General features: G+C 62.3%; 20 protein-coding genes and 1 tRNA gene. 10 read left to right on the plus strand and 11 right to left on the minus strand.

All coding sequences use genetic code 11. The annotated features are described in order from the left end of the window. Positions 1 to 338 precede the first annotated feature (338 nt). Positions 339 to 608 carry an HU family DNA-binding protein gene (locus ACE2AA_RS13325; protein ID WP_010514654.1) on the plus strand — a complete coding sequence of 90 codons (270 nt, stop codon included), beginning with the start codon at positions 339 to 341 and terminating at the stop codon, positions 606 to 608. A gap of 57 nt (positions 609 to 665) precedes the next feature. On the opposite strand, the gene ACE2AA_RS13330 is transcribed toward ACE2AA_RS13325, so the two are convergent. From ACE2AA_RS13330 to ACE2AA_RS13340, 3 genes are read right to left on the minus strand one after another with little or no spacing between them, the layout of a single operon-like run. Further along, a complete protein-coding gene (locus ACE2AA_RS13330; protein ID WP_141301957.1) occupies positions 666 to 1,253 on the minus strand; it encodes an LUD domain-containing protein in 588 nt (195 codons plus the stop codon). Further along, positions 1,250 to 2,662, minus strand: coding sequence for a lactate utilization protein B (locus tag ACE2AA_RS13335; RefSeq protein ID WP_141261869.1), 1,413 nt, complete (start codon positions 2,660 to 2,662; stop codon positions 1,250 to 1,252). The genes ACE2AA_RS13330 and ACE2AA_RS13335 overlap by 4 nt, the downstream gene beginning before the upstream one ends. After that, positions 2,659 to 3,402 (minus strand): (Fe-S)-binding protein, encoded by a 744-nt coding sequence (locus ACE2AA_RS13340; protein WP_141261870.1) that lies wholly within the window; start codon positions 3,400 to 3,402, stop codon positions 2,659 to 2,661. Before ACE2AA_RS13340 ends, ACE2AA_RS13335 begins: the two co-directional genes overlap by 4 nt. Before the next feature lie 106 nt (positions 3,403 to 3,508). Between ACE2AA_RS13340 and ACE2AA_RS13345 the strand changes: the two genes are divergently transcribed. Beyond that, positions 3,509 to 4,456, plus strand: coding sequence for a LysR family transcriptional regulator (locus ACE2AA_RS13345; RefSeq protein WP_141261871.1), 948 nt, complete (start codon positions 3,509 to 3,511; stop codon positions 4,454 to 4,456). Positions 4,457 to 4,546: 90 nt separating this feature from the next. Here ACE2AA_RS13345 and ACE2AA_RS13350 read toward each other — a convergent pair whose 3' ends face one another. The 3 genes from ACE2AA_RS13350 to ACE2AA_RS13360 form a co-directional block, all read right to left on the minus strand. After that, positions 4,547 to 5,629: a putative zinc-binding metallopeptidase gene (locus tag ACE2AA_RS13350; protein WP_395370102.1), complete on the minus strand. Its 1,083-nt coding sequence runs from the start codon at positions 5,627 to 5,629 to the stop codon at positions 4,547 to 4,549. After that, positions 5,626 to 6,543, minus strand: coding sequence for a transglutaminase family protein (locus ACE2AA_RS13355; protein ID WP_141261873.1), 918 nt, complete (start codon positions 6,541 to 6,543; stop codon positions 5,626 to 5,628). Before ACE2AA_RS13355 ends, ACE2AA_RS13350 begins: the two co-directional genes overlap by 4 nt. A 74-nt stretch (positions 6,544 to 6,617) precedes the next feature. After that, complete coding sequence (locus ACE2AA_RS13360) at positions 6,618 to 6,782, minus strand: hypothetical protein (protein WP_162515740.1); 165 nt, start codon at positions 6,780 to 6,782, stop codon at positions 6,618 to 6,620. Positions 6,783 to 6,827: 45 nt separating this feature from the next. Here ACE2AA_RS13360 and ACE2AA_RS13365 point away from each other — a divergent pair, with 45 nt between their 5' ends. Together ACE2AA_RS13365 and ACE2AA_RS13370 are read left to right on the plus strand one after the other, a co-directional pair. Beyond that, positions 6,828 to 8,297, plus strand: a complete 1,470-nt coding sequence (locus tag ACE2AA_RS13365; protein WP_395370105.1) for a circularly permuted type 2 ATP-grasp protein — start codon at positions 6,828 to 6,830, stop codon at positions 8,295 to 8,297. Further along, positions 8,279 to 9,334 carry an alpha-E domain-containing protein gene (locus ACE2AA_RS13370; RefSeq protein ID WP_141301966.1) on the plus strand — a complete coding sequence of 352 codons (1,056 nt, stop codon included), beginning with the start codon at positions 8,279 to 8,281 and terminating at the stop codon, positions 9,332 to 9,334. The genes ACE2AA_RS13365 and ACE2AA_RS13370 overlap by 19 nt, the downstream gene beginning before the upstream one ends. A gap of 219 nt (positions 9,335 to 9,553) precedes the next feature. On the opposite strand, the gene ACE2AA_RS13375 is transcribed toward ACE2AA_RS13370, so the two are convergent. The 5 genes from ACE2AA_RS13375 to ACE2AA_RS13395 form a co-directional block, all read right to left on the minus strand. Then, a tRNA-Gln gene (locus ACE2AA_RS13375) sits at positions 9,554 to 9,628 on the minus strand. A gap of 94 nt (positions 9,629 to 9,722) precedes the next feature. Next, positions 9,723 to 10,364, minus strand: coding sequence for a TetR family transcriptional regulator (locus tag ACE2AA_RS13380; RefSeq protein ID WP_395370107.1), 642 nt, complete (start codon positions 10,362 to 10,364; stop codon positions 9,723 to 9,725). A 57-nt stretch (positions 10,365 to 10,421) separates the two neighbouring features. Next, the gene (gene proC / locus ACE2AA_RS13385) at positions 10,422 to 11,258 is read right to left on the minus strand and encodes a pyrroline-5-carboxylate reductase (RefSeq protein WP_141261877.1); all 837 of its coding nucleotides are present in this window, start codon (positions 11,256 to 11,258) and stop codon (positions 10,422 to 10,424) included. Beyond that, positions 11,258 to 11,761, minus strand: coding sequence for a YbjN domain-containing protein (locus ACE2AA_RS13390; protein ID WP_025439569.1), 504 nt, complete (start codon positions 11,759 to 11,761; stop codon positions 11,258 to 11,260). Before ACE2AA_RS13390 ends, proC begins: the two co-directional genes overlap by 1 nt. Before the next feature lie 149 nt (positions 11,762 to 11,910). Next, positions 11,911 to 12,207 (minus strand): accessory factor UbiK family protein, encoded by a 297-nt coding sequence (locus tag ACE2AA_RS13395; RefSeq protein ID WP_141261878.1) that lies wholly within the window; start codon positions 12,205 to 12,207, stop codon positions 11,911 to 11,913. 165 nt (positions 12,208 to 12,372) lie between these two features. On the opposite strand from ACE2AA_RS13395, the gene rfaD reads away from it, so the two are divergent. The 6 genes from rfaD (at position 12,373) to ACE2AA_RS13425 (ending at position 18,744) form a co-directional block, all read left to right on the plus strand. Then, positions 12,373 to 13,353: an ADP-glyceromanno-heptose 6-epimerase gene (gene rfaD / locus ACE2AA_RS13400; RefSeq protein ID WP_395370109.1), complete on the plus strand. Its 981-nt coding sequence runs from the start codon at positions 12,373 to 12,375 to the stop codon at positions 13,351 to 13,353. A 42-nt stretch (positions 13,354 to 13,395) separates the two neighbouring features. Next, positions 13,396 to 14,259 carry a prolipoprotein diacylglyceryl transferase gene (lgt, locus tag ACE2AA_RS13405; protein ID WP_141261880.1) on the plus strand — a complete coding sequence of 288 codons (864 nt, stop codon included), beginning with the start codon at positions 13,396 to 13,398 and terminating at the stop codon, positions 14,257 to 14,259. Further along, on the plus strand, positions 14,256 to 15,305 hold the full coding sequence (locus ACE2AA_RS13410) for a class I SAM-dependent methyltransferase (RefSeq protein WP_395370112.1): 1,050 nt from the start codon (positions 14,256 to 14,258) through the stop codon (positions 15,303 to 15,305). The genes lgt and ACE2AA_RS13410 overlap by 4 nt, the downstream gene beginning before the upstream one ends. Continuing rightward, complete coding sequence (gene pgeF, locus ACE2AA_RS13415; RefSeq protein WP_395370113.1) at positions 15,302 to 16,096, plus strand: peptidoglycan editing factor PgeF; 795 nt, start codon at positions 15,302 to 15,304, stop codon at positions 16,094 to 16,096. The genes ACE2AA_RS13410 and pgeF overlap by 4 nt, the downstream gene beginning before the upstream one ends. Positions 16,097 to 16,164: 68 nt before the next feature. Further along, positions 16,165 to 17,601: a hypothetical protein gene (locus ACE2AA_RS13420; RefSeq protein WP_395372213.1), complete on the plus strand. Its 1,437-nt coding sequence runs from the start codon at positions 16,165 to 16,167 to the stop codon at positions 17,599 to 17,601. A 153-nt stretch (positions 17,602 to 17,754) separates the two neighbouring features. Continuing rightward, positions 17,755 to 18,744: a ribose-phosphate pyrophosphokinase gene (locus tag ACE2AA_RS13425; RefSeq protein ID WP_141261883.1), complete on the plus strand. Its 990-nt coding sequence runs from the start codon at positions 17,755 to 17,757 to the stop codon at positions 18,742 to 18,744. Positions 18,745 to 18,788: the final 44 nt, after the last annotated feature.

The raw sequence follows: 18,788 nt of genomic DNA on the forward strand, positions 1-18,788 counted from the left end.
TAAGGCCTGTGCCAGATATGCCCCGGTTGGGAGCGTATCTGGCAATGATGCTATGTTGCCGGGTTATTTTTTTTGACCAAAATGATACGATTTCGATATAAACAATACGTTATCGCGGAAGATAGCCAATATAACTGCTGTTTGTAAAACGGCCACGGTTCTTGCTGACCACAACAGCAGAAATTTTTATGTGATAACAAAAAATTGCTGGTGTAAGCCCAATCATCAGGTTAAAAGCCGCGACCGTCCGGCCCAGATGGCGGCGATCGCCCCATTTGATTACGGAAACAGGATATTCACGACATCAATTTTCAGCCCGAAGGGAGCAGGCCGTTACGATGAGTAAAGCCTTTATTGCAGCAGTTATACAGGATTCGATTGATTGCACGGGCGTCGCGGCCAATCAGGCTGCATCTGATCTGATCGCGGCAATTGTAAAGGAACTGAAGCGCGAGGGTGGCTTTACCCTGCCATCTTTTGGCACGTTTACGGTTAAGAAAACCAAGGCCCGCAAGGCGCTGAACCCGCGTACGGGTGAGCCGGTAAAGGTCAAGGCAGGCAAGACCGTGCGGTTCAAGGCCAGCCCAAATCTGAAGAAAGCTGTCTGATATCAGGCCCCTTCGCACCATTTCGGGAAAATGGCGTGAAGGGGCCGCCTGTAATGTTCAGGCAAACCAGACCGAAAGGGAACGCACACCCTGTGCGCCCCGGATCAGCACGCCCTGAATATCCGCCGTGGCGGAGGGGCCGCTCATCAATACGCCATAATTGGCAGATCTGAATTCCGGTCGTTCCTGATACGCGGTGTGCATGTTGGCCGTGATCGAGTCGGGTGACAGCACCACCACGATATGCTGCCCCAGATGGGCGAAGGAATTGATCGGTAGCTGTGATTCGCTGAGGAAGATCGATCCCATTTCCGCGATGCCGAAAGGCGCACGCACCACGGTGACATCGATTGCCGCAGCATCCTGCGGGGTCTTGACCTTCTCCACCGGCAATGTGCCCTTCGCTTCAGGCACGTTGGAACAGATCACCTTCGCATCCGGGTGTCGGCGCATGATGGCCTGATCCAGTGTTTCGTCCCCGACCGGTTCCAGCACATCACCGCCCAGTATCTTCAGGCTGGCGATAAAACGCTCACGGCTGGCATCAAGGTCGCCCAGTGTCCTGACTGGCGGAAGCGGGTGGTTTTCCGGCGTGGGGCGGTTGTTGCGCAGGGCCTGCAGGATCTCGTCGCGTGCGGTGTTCATTTCTTGGTCTCCGGTGCGGCGGCAGGCTCGGCCTTCTCACGGTTCTTGCGGTACCAGTCATTGAAGGTCTGCTTGACCGGATGGGGGTTTTCGCGGTGCTTGCCCCATGGGTTCAGCCAGTTGTACAGCACGAAGCGCGGCATGGTGCTTAGCGAGACCTCGGTGGCCTTGATGGCGGCGCGGTACAGCTTCGGCTGGCCCATAAGCTTGCCCGCCATGTGCATGATCTCACGTTTGACGAACGGCATTTCATGGTGCTGCACCAGCACGCGACGCCATTTGTACAGTTGTTCGTGGATGTTGATCTTGACCGGGCAGACATTGGTGCAGCTTCCGTTCAGCGTCGAGGCATAGGGAAGCGTGCTGTATTTGCGTTCATTGAAAGTCGGGTCAATGATCGCGCCGATCGGGCCGGAATACACCGCGCCATAGGACAGGCCGCCTGAACGGCGGTACACCGGGCAGGTGTTCATGCACGCGCCACAGCGGATGCATTTGAGCGACGTCCAGAAATCTTCCATGCCAAGGCGGGCGGAACGACCGTTATCGACCAGCACCACATGCATTTCGCCACCCTTCTGCGGGCCACGGAAATGAGTGGTGTACTGCGTGATCGGTGATCCCAGCGCGCTGCGTGACAGCAGGCGGATGAATACGCCCAGATCGGCCATGCGTGGCACAAGGCGTTCGATTCCGATGGTTGCGATGTGCAGGTTGGGTACCGTCGCACTCAGGTCGGCGTTGCCTTCGTTGGTGCAGACCACGAACGTGCCGGTTTCCGCCACCACGAAGTTGCCACCCGTCATGCCCGCATCGGCATGCAGGATCACCGGACGGGCTGCCTGGCGCTGCGCTTCGGCGAGCAGGTGCGGGTCACGGATGTTGGGGTCGGTGTGGTAATCCTTGGCGAAGATCTTGGCCACGTCCGATGTCAGCTTGTGCACCGCCGGCACCACGATGTGGCTGGGAAGCTGGTCATCAAGCTGCTGGATGCGCTCGCCCAGGTCGGTTTCGGTTACGGTGACGCCCTGTTTTGCAAGATAGGGTCGCATGTCACACTCTTCGGTGACCATGGACTTGCTCTTGATCAGGTTGCGCGCGTTATGGGCCTTCAGGATCTCGCCCACGATACGGTTGTGTTCCGCCCCATCGCGCGCCCAGTGGACGTGAATGCCGTTCTTTTTCGCGTTTTCCTCGAACTGCTCAAGGTATTCGGGCAGGCGGGAAAGCGTATGTTCCTTGATGCGTGACGCTTCCTCGCGCAGTTCCTGCCATTCAGGCAGGATGTGCATCTGGGCGTCACGCTTCTGGCGCATGTCCCACAGGCGTTCGTCGTGGAACTGCAGGTGGGGCGCATCCTCAAGGAAATGCTCCGCCGCCTTGGCATGGTTGACGGGCTTGTTGCTCATTGAGCTGCTCCGTTAAGGATCTGCGCGATATGAATGAAGCGGATTGGTACCCCCGCACGTTCGGCGCAGCCCTGCTGGTGCATCACGCATGAGGAGTCGGCCGAGACGATGTACTCCGCCCCTGCCTGATAATGGTCACGCACCTTGTCCACACCCATTCTGGCCGATACGGCTTCTTCCGTGACCGAGAAGGTGCCGCCGAACCCGCAGCATTCATCAGGACGCCTGGGGGTGACGAAGCGGATTCCCTTGACCTTCGACAGCAGGTCCATCGGCTTGGAAAACGGTTTTTCACCCAGCTCGGACATGCTGGCCGTGCGCAGGGCGCGCAGCGTGCCGCAACTGTTGTGCAGACCCACGGTATGGTTGAATTCCGCCCAGGGGAAGGCATCCACCTTCAGGACATCATGCAGGAATTCGACCAGTTCGTAGGTGTTTTCCCGCACGTGGCGCACTTCGTCGGTCTGCGGGATCGCATCAAAATTGTCGCGGACGTGATGCGTGCAGCTGCCTGATGGCATGACGATCTTGTCGTATTTGGCGAAGTTGCGAACAAACAGGGCTTCCGCGGCGGCGGCGTCCGAATTGCAGCCGGAATTGCCCATGGGCTGGCCACAGCAGGTCTGGTCCAGCGGATATTCGACATCCTGTCCCAGTTTTTCCAGAAGTTCCAGCGTGGCAATGCCCGCTTCAGGGTAGAACGCGTCGATATAACACGGAATGAACAGGCCAATTTTCATTATGGGATACTCATCCTCAGCACGATTGGCGCGAAACGTGGCGCAAGCCATGTTATTTCGTCAAATATATATTGAAAGACATTCCCATATATAATTTATATGGAACATGGATCTAAGGCATTTACGTTATTTTGTAGCCGTTGCTGACAATGGAAGCTTTACCCGTGCCGCAGAGCAGCTAGGCATAGAACAGCCACCTCTGAGCCAGCAGATCAAGCAGCTGGAAAATGAACTGGGTGTCCTTCTGTTCCAGCGGCTGACGCGCGGGGTCAAGCTGACGGATGTGGGGCTGGTGCTGCTGGATCAGGCGCGCGCCCTGCTGGGCATGCAGCAGCAGTTCCTTGCCACGGCGCAGGGGCTGGCGCGGGGTGAGAAGGGGCATATCCGCGTGGGGCTGGCGGGGGCGGTCTCTCTGCTGCCCATGATCCCGCTGACGGTGCGGCGTTTCCGGGAATTCTGGCCCGATGTCACGATCTATCTTGAGGAAAGCAATACCCCCGCCCTGCGCAAAAGCCTGCACGACCGGGCCATAGATATCGCCATTGTCCGCCCGCCGGTGCCAGACGGGGCAGGGCTGCTGGTGTCCCCCCTGCTGGAGGAGGAAACGGTCGTGGCCCTGCCCAAGGGGCACCCGCTGGCCGTCCACCCCCACCTTGAGCTGGAAATGCTGGTGGATGAACCCTTCATCATCTTCCCGCGTGAACTCGGTCCGGGATTTCATGATGCGATCCTGTCCGCCTGCCATAATGCCGGTTTCACGCCGCGCATGGGACAGCAGGCCCCGCAGATCGCCTCTACCGTGCCGCTGGTGGCAGCCGGGCTTGGGGTATCGGTCGTGCCGCGTTCGCTGCACCAGATCCATTCTGGCGGCGTGACCTACCATTCGTTGGGCGCCAAGGCGCCACGCGCGGAACTGGCCATCGCCATGCGGGCGGGGCAGCATGTGCCACTGCTGGCCAATTTCATTTCCACCCTGCGCGCGTGCTGCCGGGACATGAATGACAGCGCCATTTCCGTAGCACCCGTCCGGGAGGACGAGGAAGAAACGGCCTGAAAATCACAAGGCCGTTTCTGGTGATGCCTTTTTCAGAAAGCTTCGGGGCATGCCGATTTTCTGAAAAAAGGCGGTGCCCGGAAACTTTTATTAATTCTCAATGATTGTCTGGTTCATCCGGCTGTCACGGATCAGTTCATGGATGAAGGACAGCTTGCGCAGGATATCCGGCGTCAGTACGAACGGGTAGAAATCCGGCAGTCCCATGGAACGGTTGAGGCTGTTGACCGCATAGGTCAGGGGCAGCCATCCATCCGTGATTTCGTCAAATGACATCTCGGTATAGGGATCGCGCCGGACCGTGGTGCGCAGCGGTGGCGCATGCGCCCCTGCGGCATCAATGGACATGCCATAGGCCCATGCGGTTTCAAGGGTCGAGATGATGTGCAGGTAATGCGCCCATGTTTCGGCAAAGTCCTCCCACGGGTGGGACGTGGCGTAGTGGCTGACATACTGGCCACGCCATGCGTCAGTGGCCGGGGCGGCGTAATGGGCCTTCAGGCTGTCGGCATAATCGCGACGGTCATCGCCAAACACGGCCCGGCAGGCGGCAAGCCGGTCAGGCCCCGCGTCCCGGATCAGAACGTTCCAGTAGTAATGCCCGATTTCATGGCGGAAATGGCCCAGCAGGGTGCGGTAGTATTCCCCCATTTCCTGTCGCAGCTGTTCACGCCGTGCATCATCCGTCTCGTTCAGGGCGATGGTGATGACGCCGTTCATATGGCCCGTCATGGCGGGCGTCCCATCAGGCAGGCTGTCGAGGAAATCGAACGCCAGCCCGCCTTCGGGGTCCTGCCGCCGGTTGCGCAGGGGCAGGCCGAGGCGTAGCAGGCTGTAGAACAGGCGGTGCTTGGCCACCTCCACCTTCTGCCACCGCGCGATATTGCCCGGCACCGACAGGTTGGGAATGGTGCGGTTGAAACTGCATGCGATGCAGAAGGGCTGCCCCGGTTCAGCCAGCCAGTTGCACGCGCTGTAGGCGTTGTTGGTGCATAGTGCGCGCGGCGGGGCAGACAGTGTGGCCAGTGGCTGCCACAACCCGTCCCCCATGGCGTTCAGTGCGGACAGGACAGTCCGTTCCGGCACATAGCCCAGCGTGTGGCCACAGCGTTCGCATGCCGTATTCTCGAAAAACAGGACCTGCTGGCATGACTGGCAGAAAAACAGTTTCATGAGGGGTGTATAGCCCGGCGCGCGGTGGATGCCATATCCGCGACGGGGGGCATGGGCATGGTTTCCATCACGGCTTCAAATGTGGCGACGCATTGGTCCAGCAGGCCACTGACGGGGGCAGCCTGCTGCGGGGTCGTGCCGACCGCAAGCGGGATGTGTCCCTGTGCCGCCAGCAGGCCCGATGTCGTATCCAGCCCGATCCATCCCGCACCGGGTACATGCACCTGCGTCCATGCATGCAGGTCGCAGCCAAGCCGGTCCGGTGCGTTCAGGTCCGGCTGGAACAGGTAGCCTGATACAAACCGGGCGGCAAACCCCAGCCTGCGCAGCACGGCGATCAGCAGCCACGCGCTGTCGCGGCATGAACCGGCGCCATGAGACAGGGTTTCTTCTGGCGACCATACGCCCGCTTCGGGTCGGATGCGGTAGGTGATGCGTGATGCGATGTCCCGGGTCAGGTCCACCAGCAGGTCCAGTGTGGGGCAGGGCAGCATGGCGCGCCATTCCCGCACAAAAGCATCAAGCAGCGGGGTGGGTGACCCGTCGCCGCTATCGGCCGCATTCAGCCTGTAGGGGGCAAGGGCGGGGTCGTCGCATGTCCTGCCGGCAGGCCAGTGGCGGGCGGAAGGGTCAAGGGTGAAGTGGAACGGGTTGACCGGTGTCTGGTCTGTTGCAAGGCGGATGGTGATATCGAAATGCGTAACGCGTTCGGGAAACGTGATGCGGGCGATCCTGTTGCCGAACGTATCCTGCCCCCATATGCGCGTACAGGGCAGGGGCGCTACGTCCATGTTATGGGACAGGATACTGCGACAGCCCGGCACAGGATGCAGGCGGATGGTCTGCGGGCCAAGGTGAACGGGCCGGTCGTATCGGTACCGTGTGTGGTGGACCAGTATGGCATGCGCGTTCATTTAATCTAGAGCCCCGGAAAACTGTTCCGCATGCCTGCCATCGTGATCCGGCGATGGTGCGGTTCGGACGTGGTTTATGTGTCACCGTCCACGCTATCAGGATTGGTGGCGGCGGCAATATCGTATTTTTCCGGCATTTTGACCTGAATGGGAAGGGAATGCAGATTCGTTCTTGGCAAGAGACGATTTTCTTGCTCCGCTAGAAACGGATCGAAACGAAATTGCAGGTGGGCGGACATGATTCCTTCGCGCCTGATCCACCTCCACGCCAGCGGGGGTAGGACATGAACGATATGAAGATGGCAGCACAGGCCGCCGGACTGTTCGCGACATACGACATTCCGGATTTTTTCTGTGAACTGCTCAATCGCGGAGATGATATCCCGCCGTCCGGCCTGCAACTGGTGCGCGACCGCCTGGCCCATTTTGACCTGGCTGAATTGCGGCGCCGGGCGGCTGCGGTGGAAGCGCAGTTCTATCGTCTTGGCATCACGTTTACCGTCTATTCCGATCGGGAGGCGATTGACCGCGTCCTGCCGTTCGATGTCATTCCCCGTGTGCTGACGGCCAGGGAATGGGATCATGTCGAACGCGGCGTGCAGCAGCGCGTGCGCGCCATCAACCTGTTCCTGCATGACATTTACCACGATCGGCATATCCTGAATGACGGCGTGGTGCCACGCGATCTGGTGCTGGGCAACGCCAATTACTGTCAGGCCATGGTGGGGCTGGATGTACCCGGCGGGGTTTACGTGCATATCAACGGCACCGACCTTGTGCGCGACCGTGAAGGCCGCTTTCTGGTGCTCGAAGACAATGCCCGCACGCCGTCGGGCGTGTCCTATGTGCTGGAAGACCGGCAGATGATGCTGCGTCTCATGCCTGACCTCGCGCGGGGACTGAACATCCGCCCGGTGGATGAATATGGTCCCCGCCTGCACCGCGCTCTGGCGGAGGTTGCACCCACGGGTGTGGATGATCCGCAGGTGGTCCTGCTTTCACCGGGTATCTACAATGCTGCCTATTTCGAACATGTGTTTCTTGCGCGTGAAATGGGCATACCGCTGGTTGAAGGACGCGACCTGATGGTGGAGGAGGGGCGTGTGTACATGCGCACCGTAGCCGGCCCCCGTCCGGTCCATTCAATCTACCGGCGGCTGAATGACGATTTCCTCGATCCACAGGTGTTCAATCCCGACAGCATGCTGGGCGTGCCGGGACTGGTGGATGCCTACCGCCGGGGCAATGTGACGCTGGCCAACGCCATTGGCACGGGCGTTGCGGATGACAAGGCGGTCTATGCCTACATGCCACGCATCATCCGCTATTATCTGGATGAAGAACCGATCCTGACCAATGTGGAAACCCATATCTGTGCCGAGCGCGAGGGGCTGGAATACACGCTGGCCAATATTGAACGGCTGGTGGTCAAGCCGGTAGGCGAATCAGGTGGGTACGGACTGCTGATCGGTCCCCACGCGACACAGGCGGAACTGGATGAATTCCGCGCCCTGCTGCGCGTCAACCCGGCGAATTACATAAGCCAGCCGGTCATAAGCCTGTCGGTTTCGCCGACCCTGTGTCCCGCAGGGGTCGAGGCGCGGCATGTGGACCTGCGTCCCTTTGCCGTGACCGGGCGCGATACATGGGTGCTGCCCGGCGGTCTGTCGCGCGTGGCGCTGCGCAAGGGGTCGCTGGTGGTCAATTCATCGCAGGGTGGTGGGTCAAAGGATACATGGGTGCTGGCATCATGACACAGGTTTCGGTCTTTCCCGCCCCGGTCATGCCGGGGCTGCGCAACCTGCTTTCGCGCTATGCCGAAAGCACGATGTGGCTGGCGCGCTATATGGAGCGTATTGAAAACCTTGCCCGTCTGATCGATGTGACCAGTACATCGGTTTCAGCCACCAACCTGGATGCGGGATGGGACAGCGTCATTCGCATCAATGCCGATGAGGGCCTGTTTTTCCAGCGCCATGAGACCGCGGGCGAACGCAGCGTCGTGGCCTTTTACATCACAGATTCCGACAATCCGGATTCCATCGTGTCCATGGCCCGCTATGCCCGGGAAAACGCGCGGGTGCTGCGTCCCCTGATCTCGACCGAGATGTGGATGCACCTGAATGTCTTTACGCGCTGGGTCATGGAACTGGGGCCTGATGATGTCGGTGCGAGCTATCTGTCCACCCTGTGCACACGGCTGAAGCAGGACTGCCAGACCCATTTTGGCATAACCGAGGGCACGCTGTACCGCGATCAGGCGTGGCTGTTCTATATCCTTGGCAAGAACCTTGAACGCGCGGACCAGATCACGCGGCTGATCGACATAAAATACCATACCCTGCTGCCCAGTGGTGTCGGGATCGGTTCGGATATCGACATGAGCCAGTGGACATCCGTGCTGCGGTCAGCAGCGGCGTACCATGCCTTCCGCCGTGTCCTGCCCGAGGGGATGACACCCGCCAATATCGTGGGTTTCCTGCTGAAAAATGATGGCTTTCCTCGCTCGCTGTCCACCAGCCTGCGCAGTGTCTATAGCGTGCTTGGATCACTGGCGGGGGAATACCGCCTGCGTCACTGCGCCCCGATCATGGAACGGATAGAGGAACTGCGCGTGACACTGGTTGAACAGACGGTGGAAGACATCATCATGCGAGGCCTGCACGAATACATGGACTGGATCCAGCGCGAACTGCGGCAGATCCAGAACGAAATTGCCCATGCCTTCTGGCCGCCCGCCATATCCGTCCAGTCCATCGGGCCGGGGCGCATGGAACAGATGCAGGATTAGGGAAATAATACATTGATGAGGAAGTCATGAAAGCTTTTGGTCGCTGCCTTTTTTAAGGCGGTGCTTCTTTGAAGCTTTTTGAGTAAAGGCTTCACCAAAAACGTCTTCTGCATTTGCACGGTGTCGCGTGGGCAGATTGGTCTGCCATGATGTGGTCATGCGTCATGGCAGGCCGCGCCAGATGACCGGTGCCCGATATATTACGGTTTCAGGCATGACTGGCTGGGGCGGGAGGGTTCGAACCTCCGCATGGCGGAATCAAAATCCGCTGCCTTACCACTTGGCTACGCCCCAATAAGTCCGGTAATCGCACGATTCGTGCGATACGGTGATCTTCTAATGTCTAAAGGGCCGTCCCGTAAAGGGGGGACAGCCCGATCGGGTTTATTCAGGCCGAAGGTTCCAGCGGCAGGTCCACCAGCGGGTCGGTGCCCGCGTCATACCCGGTACCGGACATCGGGGCCTGCGGTGCTGCCGGGGCCAGGCCGGTAAAGCGCGCGGCACGATCCAGCGCCTGATCAAGTGCTGCCATGGTGGTGCCCATGTCCTGACTGTCATCCCTGTCCCATGCACGCAGGGTCATGGTCCAGACGCCCAGCAGGGCCTGCAGGCGCAGACCGCCAGTCAGCCCGTTTGTTTCCATTCCCGCCGCGTTGGCGATCCACTTCATGCTTTCCAGTGTCGCCCCCCCCAGCAGGATGGCCAGCGCCGGGTCCGTGGGCAGGGCGCGCAGCACGCTGCGCACGCCTTCGCGGTACTGCTGGAACACATCCAGCCGGCGCATGAGCATGTCAAACAGCTTTTCGCGCACGCTGCCTTCTGATTCGTCCTCCACCAGTGCCGCCTCATCCGCCAGCCGGCCCAGCGTCAGCAGCAGCATCGCCTTGCATGGCGCACGCCTGCGCGCGGTCTCCAGACTCAGCCCGGCGTCCCGGGCCGCGTCAACGACCGTCACGCGTCGCCATCCGTGCGAAGCAGCACGTTCCAACGCTGAGCGGAGAAGGGTGGCGTCAAACAGGTCGTTATCCATGGAGGGCATAATCTTCCGGGTTAAAGGTATCGGTGGTGGGTATACGGCACCACGTGGTCATGAAACGGGCTGCGGGCCCGACAGTTCACGCGCCCGTTTTGCCCCCGCCTTCAGGGCGGCGGCAAGGGTCGCGGGCCATGCGCCATCAGCCATCAGCACTTCCAGCGCTTTCTGCGTCGTGCCGTTGGGGCTGGTCACGTTGCGGCGGAGGGTGGCGGCGTCGATGCCGCTCTGCTGCATCAGCGCGCCTGCGCCCGATACCGTCTGGCGCGCGATCAGGCGGGCAAGATCGGGCGGCAGGCCATCGGCCACGCCCAGCTGTTCCAGCAGTTCCGCCAGCAGGAAGACATAGGCCGGTCCGCTACCGGAAATGGAGGTGACGATATCGATCTGGTCTTCATGGTCGACCCACGCCACTTCCCCCACCGCGCGCAGCAGGCGCGTGCACAGCTTGCGCTGTGCGGGTGTTGCGTTGGGGGGCGCGTAGCAGACCGTCATGCCCTGCCCGATGGCGCTGGGTGTGTTGGGCATGGTGCGGATTACGATGGGTATCGGGCTGCCCGGTGGCTGCAGTGCTGCCAGCGCGTCCGTCAGGCTTTTCACCGTGCGGCCCGCCAGTACCGATATGACGGGCGCATGGATGGCGAATTGCGCAGCCGCAGGCAGGACGGCGTCCACCTTCTGCGGTTTCGTGGCCAGTATGATCATGCCCGGCCGGAAATCGGCCGGGACATCATCAAGGCTGCGGACAAGATGGTGCGGAGCGGGCACGGATTCCCGGTGGCGATCGACGATGAAGGACGGGGCCAGCCCTTCCTTCAGCCAGCCATCCAGCATCGCGCCGCCCATCTTGCCGCAGCCGATCAGCAGGAGGGGGGGAAGCGTTTCGGTCATCAGGCCATTCCTACGCAGTCAAGCATTGCGGCTTCCAGTGCTTCCGCCGGTTTCTTGCCGCCCCACAGCACGAACTGGAAGGCTGGGTAGAAACGTTCACATTCGGTAAGGGCGATATCGATCATGTCCTCCAGGCTTTCCACCGATGCGCCACGTGACCCACGCAGCAGCACCGCATGCCGGAACACGGGCGTACCGTGGTCCGGGTCCATGCTGAAATGACCGATCCACAGCCGTTCATTGGCCAGTGCGAGCAGTTCAAACAGGTTGCGCCGCTGGTCGGCGGGGACCTTGAGGTCGAACGTGCAGGTGAAGTGCATGGCGTTCACTTCTTCCGACCAGCAGAAGAACAGGCCATGGTCGCACCATTTGCCCGGTGCCTCGGCCGCCATTTCCGAATCGCTGCGGCGTTCGAAATTCCAGTCATATCCGCCCACGATCCGTTCCATCAGATCGAGTGGATTCGTATTGCGTGGGATCGCTGTTTCAGTCAGAGCTGGCATGTGGCACTCCCCGAAGCCGTCGTGGAGGAAATCCGGACATGGGCCGGATTCCGTATCTCTGCATCCGGTCCGTGGCCTGTTGCGGGGAATCAGGGCGCGGACCGTCCTGTTACACTATGGCCCACCGGCACGCGCTGCAAGCGTTGTGCTTACAGTCCCGAACGCGGGGACGTGGTGGGCGCGGTCAGGCTGGCTTCAAGGTCGGATACACGCTCTTCCAGCCGGCTGATCCGGTTTTCCAGTTCGCCCTGCGCCAGACGGGCACGGGTCGCGACTTCGCGCACGACCTCGAATTCATCGCGGCGCACAAGGTTCAGGCTGCCCAGTGTCTCATCCACGCGGGCGCGGACGATGGCGCCGATTTCCTCACGCACGCCAGCCAGCGCCGAGAACGCGCCACCGGCTACACCGGCTAGGTCATCAAAAATGCGGGGCCTGTCGGACATAGTGGGTACTCCATGACGTTCCGCGCCGCGTCCTGTGCCAGTCCACGCGCGAGATGAAAGCGGCTACTATAGACACATTGGCAGCTCAGGGCTATCCGCACGATTGTAGTGGCCGTGGCGACGCCGCAATATCGACTTCCATGCAACAGGGCGGGGTGCGGGACAGTGATCGTTATTACCGGGGGTGCGGGTTTCATCGGGTCATGCATGCAGCAGGCGCTGCACGCGCGCGGGGTTGAGACGGTCGTGGTGGACTGGCTGGGCAATGCGGGCAAGTGGCGCAACCTGCGCCATCACACGCCCGCGCGCATCATTGCCCCCGAGGCGCTGGACGCATGGCTCGAAACGCGGCCGGACATATCGGCGGTGATCCATCTGGGCGCGATAAGCGAGACGACGGCAACCGATGGCGATCTGGTGTGGCGCACCAATGTGGATCTGTCCGAACGGCTGCTGTCGTGGTGCGCGCATGAAGGGGTGCGGTTCATCTATGCCTCATCCGCCGCGACGTATGGGGCGGCGGACAGGGCTGAACAGTTCAATGACGATCCCGCCCTGCTGGACCGGCTGGAGCCGCTCAACCTGTATGGCTGGTCCAAGCAGGCATTCGACCGCTCGGTGCTGCGCCGGATTGCGGGCGGGGCGATGTCCGGCCTGTCATGGGCGGGGCTGAAGTTCTTCAATGTCTATGGGCCCAATGAATACCACAAGGGACGCATGATCTCGGTGGTGAAGGTCAAGTATGACGAGGCCCGTGCCGGCCAGCCGCTGCGCCTGTTCCGCTCTGACGTGACGGGGCTGGCGGATGGGGCGCAGGCGCGTGACTTCATCTGGGTGGGGGACGTGGTCGATGTCATGCTGTGGCTGCTGGACCATGGCACTGTATGCGGGCTGTTCAACTGCGGTACCGGGGTTGCGCGGACCTATACCGATCTGGCCCATGCGGTCTGTGACGCGGCGAATGTGCCGCGCCGGATCGAATTCATCGATATGCCCGAAGCCCTGCGCGGGCAGTACCAGTCCTTTACCTGCGCCGACATGCGCAGGCTGCGGGCGGCAGGCTACAGCCGTCCCTTCACAACACTGGAAGACGGGGTGCACCGTTACGTCCATGATTACCTTGCCGCCCCTGACCCGTATCTGTAATCGCCCCGCTACCGCCAGAACCATGACAATGAAAGTGGGCCGATGCTGCCTGTCCTGATCTTTCCGCAGTTTGATCCGGTAATGGTCCATTTCGGACCGTTCGCCATCCGCTGGTATGCCATGGCCTATATCGTGGCGCTGGTGGCGGGGTGGCGCATCGCGCGCCGTCTGGTCGCGCTGCCGCCCAGGGCCGCGACCACGCTGCAGGTGGATGATTTCCTGACATGGGCGACGCTGGGCGTGGTGCTGGGGGGACGGCTTGGCTACATCCTGTTCTACCAGCCGGGTTTTTACCTGACCCACCCACTGGCGATCCTGCAGGTCTGGCGGGGCGGCATGTCGTTCCATGGCGGGGCGGCGGGCGTGATTATCGCACTGATCGTGTTCACGCGTCTGAACGGGTTAAGCTTTCTTGCCTTTTCCGACCGCATCACCACGGTCGTGCCCATCGGGCTGGGGCTGGGGCGGCTTGCCAACTTCATCAATGGGGAACTGTGGGGGCGACCGGCCTCGTCCTCGTTGCCATGGGCCATGATCTTTCCCGATGCCGGGCCGGAACCGCGCCATCCATCCGAACTGTATGAAGCCTTTGCCGAGGGGCTGCTGCTGTTCACCCTGCTGTGGTGCGTGTCGCGCAGCCTGCGCGTGCGCCAGCATCCCGGCTTTATCGCCGGGCTGTTCCTGTTCGGGTATGCCGTGGCGCGGACGGTATGCGAATTCTTTCGCGAACCGGATGCCTTCATCGGCTTCCTGCCCTTTGGCGTGACGATGGGACAGGTCCTGTGCGTGCCCATGGCGATCGGGGGGGCGGGACTTATGCTGAATGCCTGCATGCGTCCCGCGCGCGCATCCGTCATGGCCGACGCGCCGGACGAACCCGCGGGCGATGACGGGACCGTCCGGTGAGTGGACCCGGCGAACGCCTGGACCATTTCATGGCCCGGGCGAATGCCGCCTATTACGCAGGGTGCGACCCGTTCGTCGATTTCATTACCGCGCCTGAAATATCGCAGATGTTTGGTGAACTGCTGGGCGCGTGGGTGGCGGTGGTGTGGGACCGGCTGGGCCGTCCCGATCCCTTCATGCTGGTGGAGGCCGGGCCGGGGCGCGGCACGCTCATGGCGGATGCGCAGCGGTTGCTGCGGCGCGTTGCCCCCGCCTGCCATAAAGCTATGCGCCTACATATGATCGAGACATCGCCCCGCCTGCGCGGGGTGCAGGCGCACGCCCTGCGTGATGCCACGGCCGTGCCGGTATGCTGGCATGGTGACCTGCGTGATGTGCCCGATGGGCCGATGGTGCTGCTGGCCAATGAATTCCTTGACGCCCTGCCCATCCGGCAGTTCGTCAGGCGGGGGCAGGGCTGGGTGGAACGCTTCGTGCGGGATGGCGCTTTCATGCATGCTGCCAGTGATTTCCCGGCGGGGCATCCCGCCTGCGTGCGTCCGGTGCCGGAAGGCGACGTGCTGGAAACCTGCCAGCCCGCGCTGGATTTTGTCCATGCGCTTGGCACGCGCCTGCTGCGCTGGTCGGGGGCGGCAGCGCTGATCGATTACGGGTATGATGCCCCCGCCTGGGGGGACAGCCTGCAGGCATTGCGGGACGGCCGCCCGACGGACCCTTTGCAGGGCCCGGGCAGTGCGGATCTTACGGCGCATGTTGATTTCCGGGCCATTGCCGATCATGTCCCCCGTGGGGTGGATGTGTGGGGCAGTGTGACCCAGGGGGATTTTCTGGCGGCACTGGGGCTTGCGGCGCGCACCGAACAACTTGCCCGTGCCGCTCCCGCGCAGGCGGATGAAATCCGCGCGGCGGCCATGCGGCTGGCTGCACCGGACCGCATGGGACAGCTTTTTCGTGTAATGGGGCTTTCGTCCGGCCTTGCAGGCGACCTGCCGGGTTTTGTGGGCAGGCGTGCAGGGGATGGGACAGGCAGGGGAGAAACGCGATGACGACCGACAGCGCGATTGTGGATGCGCAGGTGGTGCGCAGTCCGGTTTTCGCCGGGACCCGGCATGGATTCTTTACCCGTCAGGGTGGTGTCTCCACCGGACCGTATGCCAGCCTCAACTGTTCGACCCGTTCGGCGGATGATCCCGCCGCCCTGCATGAAAACCGTCGTCGCGTGGCGCAGTACGTGGGCGTGCGTCCCGATCACCTGATGGGCCTGACGCAGGTGCATGGCGATCGCACCATCCTGGTCACCAGGCCGTGGGCGACCGGACGAGGGCCGGAGGGCGACGCCATGGTGACCGATCGCCCCGGCCTTGCGCTGGGCGTGATTACGGCGGATTGCGCCCCGGTCCTGTTCAGCAATGCGCGTGGCACGGTCGTGGGGGCCGCACATGCGGGCTGGCGGGGTGCGTGTGGCGGGATTGTGGAGTCGGTGGTGACGGCCATGGGGGCGCTTGGCTGTGCGGCGGGCGACATCCGTGCCGTGGTCGGTCCCTGCATCACGCGGGACAGTTACGAAGTCGGACCGGACATGCGTGATGCCGTGCTGGCGCAGGATGCGGCGGCGGGCGCGTTTTTCACACCTGCGGCGCGGGCGGGGCATTTCATGTTCGACCTGCCGGGATACTGCGTCATGCGGCTGCAGCGCTGCGGGGTGGGACAGGCTGCGGCGCTGGGGATTGATACCCTGCATGATGAAACCCGTTTTTTCAGCCATCGCCGCCGTACGCTGGCGGGCGGGGGGGCAATCGGGCACCAGATTTCCGTTATTGCCTGCCCGGCGATATAGATGGAACCATGATGTCAGAAGTTTTTGCCCGGCGGCTGCTTACGGGGTCAGCCATTGCAGTAATCTGTATGCTTGGGGGATGTGTCAGTGTGCCCCATCCCTTCCAGCACGGGACAGGGACAGCCCAGGCCCCGACGGCACGGCTGGCGGTGCCGGTTTCCACGGCGTCCGGCACGGATCAGGCCGGGGCGCAGGGCTGGCAGCACGCCATGGTCGATGCCCTGCTGGCGCAGTCGGTGCCTGCGATGGGCCAGCCGGTACGCCCGGGTGACTGGTGGCTGAAAATGACGGCCGATGCCCGTAATGGCGCGATTGTCCCGACCTATGCCGTCATAACCCCCAAGGGGGAGGAGCGCGGCCACATGGATGGCGCGCCCGTGCCCGTGCAGAAGTGGCAGGCGGTGGATGGGCAGGCCGTCTCCCGCGCAGCGCAGGAAGCCGCACCCGGTGTGGCCGAACTGCTGACCGGGATACAGGCCGCCCAGATGCAGAAGGACCCCAACAGCCTCAAGAATCGTCCTGCCCATGTCTATTTCGCGGGCGTGCAGGGCGCGCCAGGTGACGGGGACCGCGCGCTGGCGCGGGCCTTTATCGCGGCGTTCCCCGATGCGCACGAGGATATCCGCCATACCGCCACCGGGGCGGATTACACGGTGCGCTGCACGGTCGTGCTCAATGACGCGGTCACCACGACATCCACCACGAAGCAGCAGCATATCGTGCTGACATGGCAGGTGCTGGATGCGCAGGGCAAGGAAGCGGGGGCCGCCACCCAGATCCATGACATAGCCGCCCATTCACTGGATACGAAGTGGGGTGATGTCGCCGTGGCGGCGGCAGATGAGGCGGCGGGTGCGGCACGCCAGATCATCACGCGCTATTCCGGTCGTGCCAATGTCCCGCTGGCGGCGGATGGCGTACTGCCCGCCCAGCCGGCATCCACTGCTGCGCGACCTGTGGCAGCCAGCATGGCCGCGCCTTCCGGAATGGCTGGCGGTGGCGGGAATGCCGTCGCGCCGGTGACGAAATCCGTTGTTTCCGCGCCATCCGCTCCCGTGGTGGCAAATGGCGGACAGACGACAGGGATGCCAATGGCCGTACATGCTGCACCGGTCCCGACGGTTGCCAGCGTATCGCCCGGCTCTTCCACGCCGTCCCCGGTGGTGACGGAACACGTGCCAGCGGCCACCAGGCCGACTGTGACACCCGCCGCGCCGGTGTCGGCAGCCTCCGTCAGTCCTGTTGCGCCGTCTGCCGCCCCGGTCACGGCCCCCGTGGTTCATGTCCCCGCCCCGGTATCCGTGACCCAGCCCAGAGCGGTTGCCGTTTCCCGCCCCTCGGCCCCGGTCGTGCAGAAGGCAGCCGGATGGCCGCCCATGCCCAGGGCGGTGCCGGCGGAGAATTCCGCCCCGAGCGAAATCACCGGCAAACCCGTACCCGTCACGCCGCCGACACCCGCCCGGCCCTTTCCCGGCGTGACACTGCCACCCCGTCGTCCGGTGTGACGGATCGGCCACGAAGGGCAGGCGTGCAGGTTTCGTCATCCTTAGACAGGTGACAGGGGGTATGCCGGTTGTTAGAACCCCGCACATAACAACGGGGGTGGCGCCGCAAAAGCCACCCTGATCGCCTGCACCGCCGCCCGGGAGCGTCACACGATGAAGATTGTCGCCTGTAACAGCAACCTGCCTCTTGCTGAAAAAGTCGCAGCGGAACTGGGACTGCCGCTTTGTAATGCGACCGTGCGGCGTTTTGCCGACATGGAAATCTTTGTCGAGATCCATGAGAACGTGCGTGGCGAGGATGTGTTCGTCATCCAGAGCACATGCTCCCCCACCAATGACAATCTCATGGAACTGCTGATCATGCTCGACGCCCTGCGTCGCGGCTCGGCACGGCGCATCACGGCGGTCATGCCGTATTTCGGCTACGCCCGGCAGGATCGCAAATCCGGTCCCCGCACACCGATCAGCGCCAAGCTGGTGGCCAATATCCTGGTCGAGGCCGGGGCCAACCGTGTCCTGACCATGGACCTGCACGCCATGCAGATCCAGGGTTTCTTCGACATCCCGGTGGACAACCTGTACGCAGCCCCCCTGTTCACGCGCGACATCCGTGGCCGCATGAAGATCGATGGCGAGCCGCCGCTGCCCTATGACGCCCCGCCGATGGATATTCCCGGCGGTCAGCACAACCTCATGATCGTGTCCCCCGATGTGGGGGGCGTGGTCCGTGCCCGCCAACTGGCGCAGCGGCTGAACGTGGACCTTGCCATCATTGACAAGCGACGTGAGCGCGCGGGTGTGTCGGAAGTCATGAACGTGATTGGTGACGTGCGCGGCCGTTACTGCATCCTGGTGGATGATATTGTCGATAGTGGTGGTTCGCTGTGCAACGCGGCGGAAGCACTGATGAAGCATGGGGCCGCTGCGGTGGAAGCCTATGTGACCCATGGCGTGCTGACTGGCAGCGCGGTCAGCCGCATCGGGCAGTCGCCGCTGGGCATGCTGACGCTGACCGACAGCATCAAGGCGACCGAGGCGGTGAAGGATTCGGCCAATATCCGCCAGATCAGCACGGCGGCCCTGATCTCGCGCGCCATGCAGGCCATATCGGATGAAAGCTCGGTCTCGTCGCTGTTTGACTGAAGACGGGATTGACCCCCCGACCGTCCCGGCGTTACCCCCACAGG

Source organism: Komagataeibacter diospyri, from assembly GCF_043995075.1.
Classification (GTDB): Bacteria; Pseudomonadota; Alphaproteobacteria; order Acetobacterales; family Acetobacteraceae; genus Komagataeibacter; species Komagataeibacter diospyri.